This is a genomic window from Streptomyces sp. NPDC057543 (assembly GCF_042801895.1).
Taxonomy (GTDB): Bacteria; Actinomycetota; Actinomycetes; order Streptomycetales; family Streptomycetaceae; genus Streptomyces.
Genome location: NZ_JBHVFF010000414.1, coordinates 1 through 3,527, shown reverse-complemented (window position 1 = coordinate 3,527; position 3,527 = coordinate 1). Strand labels below are relative to the sequence as shown.

Here is a 3,527-nt window from a genome sequence, read left to right as displayed (position 1 = left end):
GGGAGCTGTCGAAGGTGGGACTGGCGATTGGGACGAAGTCGTAACAAGGTAGCCGTACCGGAAGGTGCGGCTGGATCACCTCCTTTCTAAGGAGCATCTAGATTCCGCAAGGAATCCAGAGCCACTACGTCGGCAAATGTTCGACGGTGGTCAGCTCATGGGTGGAACGTTGACTATTCGGCACGATGGGTTGTTTTTCACTAGTACTGCTTCGGCGTGGAACGTGGGGGATGGCTTGTCGGGTCGGGCACGTTGTTGGGTGTCTGAGGGTACGGCCGTATGGTCGCCTTCAGTTGCCGGCCCCAGTGAACCTGTTCTTCGGAGCGGGGTGATGGGTGGCTGGTCGTTGTTTGAGAACTGCACAGTGGACGCGAGCATCTGTGGCCAAGTTTTTAAGGGCGCACGGTGGATGCCTTGGCACCAGGAACCGATGAAGGACGTGGGAGGCCACGATAGGCCCCGGGGAGCTGTCAACCGAGCTTTGATCCGGGGGTGTCCGAATGGGGAAACCCGGCAGTCGTCATGGGCTGTCACCCGCTGCTGAACACATAGGCAGTGTGGAGGGAACGAGGGGAAGTGAAACATCTCAGTACCCTCAGGAAGAGAAAACAACCGTGATTCCGGGAGTAGTGGCGAGCGAAACTGGATGAGGCCAAACCGTATGCGTGTGATACCCGGCAGGGGTTGCGCATGTGGGGTTGTGGGATCTCTTTTTCATAGTCTGCCGGCTGTGAGACGAGTCAGAAACCGTTGATGTAGGCGAAGGACATGCGAAAGGTCCGGCGTAGAGGGTAAGACCCCCGTAGCTGAAACATTGACGGCTCGTTTAAGAGACACCCAAGTAGCACGGGGCCCGAGAAATCCCGTGTGAATCTGGCGGGACCACCCGCTAAGCCTAAATATTCCCTGGTGACCGATAGCGGATAGTACCGTGAGGGAATGGTGAAAAGTACCGCGGGAGCGGAGTGAAATAGTACCTGAAACCGTGTGCCTACAAGCCGTGGGAGCGTCGCATGCAAGCTTGCTTGCATGTCGTGACTGCGTGCCTTTTGAAGAATGAGCCTGCGAGTTTGCGGTGTGTTGCGAGGTTAACCCGTGTGGGGAAGCCGTAGCGAAAGCGAGTCCGAATAGGGCGGTTGAGTAGCACGCTCAAGACCCGAAGCGGAGTGATCTAGCCATGGGCAGGTTGAAGCGGAGGTAAGACTTCGTGGAGGACCGAACCCACCAGGGTTGAAAACCTGGGGGATGACCTGTGGTTAGGGGTGAAAGGCCAATCAAACTCCGTGATAGCTGGTTCTCCCCGAAATGCATTTAGGTGCAGCGTCGTGTGTTTCTTGCCGGAGGTAGAGCACTGGATAGGCGATGGGCCCTACCGGGTTACTGACCTTAGCCAAACTCCGAATGCCGGTAAGTGAGAGCGCGGCAGTGAGACTGTGGGGGATAAGCTCCATGGTCGAGAGGGAAACAGCCCAGAGCATCGACTAAGGCCCCTAAGCGTACGCTAAGTGGGAAAGGATGTGGAGTCGCAGAGACAACCAGGAGGTTGGCTTAGAAGCAGCCATCCTTGAAAGAGTGCGTAATAGCTCACTGGTCAAGTGATTCCGCGCCGACAATGTAGCGGGGCTCAAGCGTACCGCCGAAGTCGTGTCATTCCAGCGTATAGGGCCAACGCCTGCTGGGATGGGTAGGGGAGCGTCGTGTGCCGGGTGAAGCAGCCGCGGAAGCGAGTTGTGGACGGTTCACGAGTGAGAATGCAGGCATGAGTAGCGATACACACGTGAGAAACGTGTGCGCCGATTGACTAAGGGTTCCTGGGTCAAGCTGATCTGCCCAGGGTAAGTCGGGACCTAAGGCGAGGCCGACAGGCGTAGTCGATGGACAACCGGTTGATATTCCGGTACCCGCTTTGAAACGCCCAATACTGAATCAGGCGATGCTAAGTCCGTGAAGCCGGCCCGATCTCTTCGGAGTTGAGGGTAGTGGTGGAGCCGACGAACCAGACTTGTATTAGGTAAGCGATGGGGTGACGCAGGAAGGTAGTCCAGCCCGGGCGGTGGTTGTCCCGGGGTAAGGGTGTAGGCCGTGTGGTAGGTAAATCCGTCACACGTTAAGGCTGAGACCTGATGCCGAGCCGATTGTGGTGAAGTGGATGATCCTATGCTGTCGAGAAAAGCCTCTAGCGAGTTTCATGGCGGCCCGTACCCTAAACCGACTCAGGTGGTCAGGTAGAGAATACCGAGGCGTTCGGGTGAACTATGGTTAAGGAACTCGGCAAAATGCCCCCGTAACTTCGGGAGAAGGGGGGCCATCACTGGTGAGGAGACTTGCTCTCCGAGCTGGGGGTGGCCGCAGAGACCAGCGAGAAGCGACTGTTTACTAAAAACACAGGTCCGTGCGAAGCCGTAAGGCGATGTATACGGACTGACGCCTGCCCGGTGCTGGAACGTTAAGGGGACCGGTTAGCCGACTTTCGGGTCGGCGAAGCTGAGAACTTAAGCGCCAGTAAACGGCGGTGGTAACTATAACCATCCTAAGGTAGCGAAATTCCTTGTCGGGTAAGTTCCGACCTGCACGAATGGCGTAACGACTTCTCGACTGTCTCAACCATAGGCCCGGTGAAATTGCACTACGAGTAAAGATGCTCGTTTCGCGCAGCAGGACGGAAAGACCCCGGGACCTTTACTACAGTTTGATATTGGTGTTCGGTTCGGCTTGTGTAGGATAGGTGGGAGACTTTGAAGCGGCCACGCCAGTGGTTGTGGAGTCGTCGTTGAAATACCACTCTGGTCGTGCTGGATGTCTAACCTGGGTCCGTGATCCGGATCAGGGACAGTGTCTGATGGGTAGTTTAACTGGGGCGGTTGCCTCCTAAAGAGTAACGGAGGCGCCCAAAGGTTCCCTCAGCCTGGTTGGCAATCAGGTGTTGAGTGTAAGTGCACAAGGGAGCTTGACTGTGAGACCGACGGGTCGAGCAGGGACGAAAGTCGGGACTAGTGATCCGGCAGTGGCTTGTGGAAGCGCTGTCGCTCAACGGATAAAAGGTACCCCGGGGATAACAGGCTGATCTTCCCCAAGAGTCCATATCGACGGGATGGTTTGGCACCTCGATGTCGGCTCGTCGCATCCTGGGGCTGGAGTCGGTCCCAAGGGTTGGGCTGTTCGCCCATTAAAGCGGTACGCGAGCTGGGTTTAGAACGTCGTGAGACAGTTCGGTCCCTATCCGCTGTGCGCGTAGGAATATTGAGAAGGGCTGTCCCTAGTACGAGAGGACCGGGACGGACGAACCTCTGGTGTGCCAGTTGTTCTGCCAAGGGCATGGCTGGTTGGCTACGTTCGGAAAGGATAACCGCTGAAAGCATCTAAGCGGGAAGCCTGCTTCGAGATGAGTATTCCCACCAACTTGATTGGTTAAGGCTCCCAGTAGACGACTGGGTTGATAGGCCAGATGTGGAAGCCCGGTAACGGGTGGAGCTGACTGGTACTAATAGGCCGAGGGCTTGTCCTCAGTTGCTCGCGTCCACTGTGTT

At 56.6% G+C, this 3,527-nt stretch carries 1 rRNA gene; it reads left to right on the top strand.

The annotated features are described in order from the left end of the window. Nucleotides 1-382: 382 nt before the first annotated feature. Nucleotides 383-3,505: ribosomal RNA gene (locus ACFU8Q_RS38540) — 23S ribosomal RNA — on the top strand. The last annotated feature ends 22 nt before the right edge of the window (nucleotides 3,506-3,527 follow it).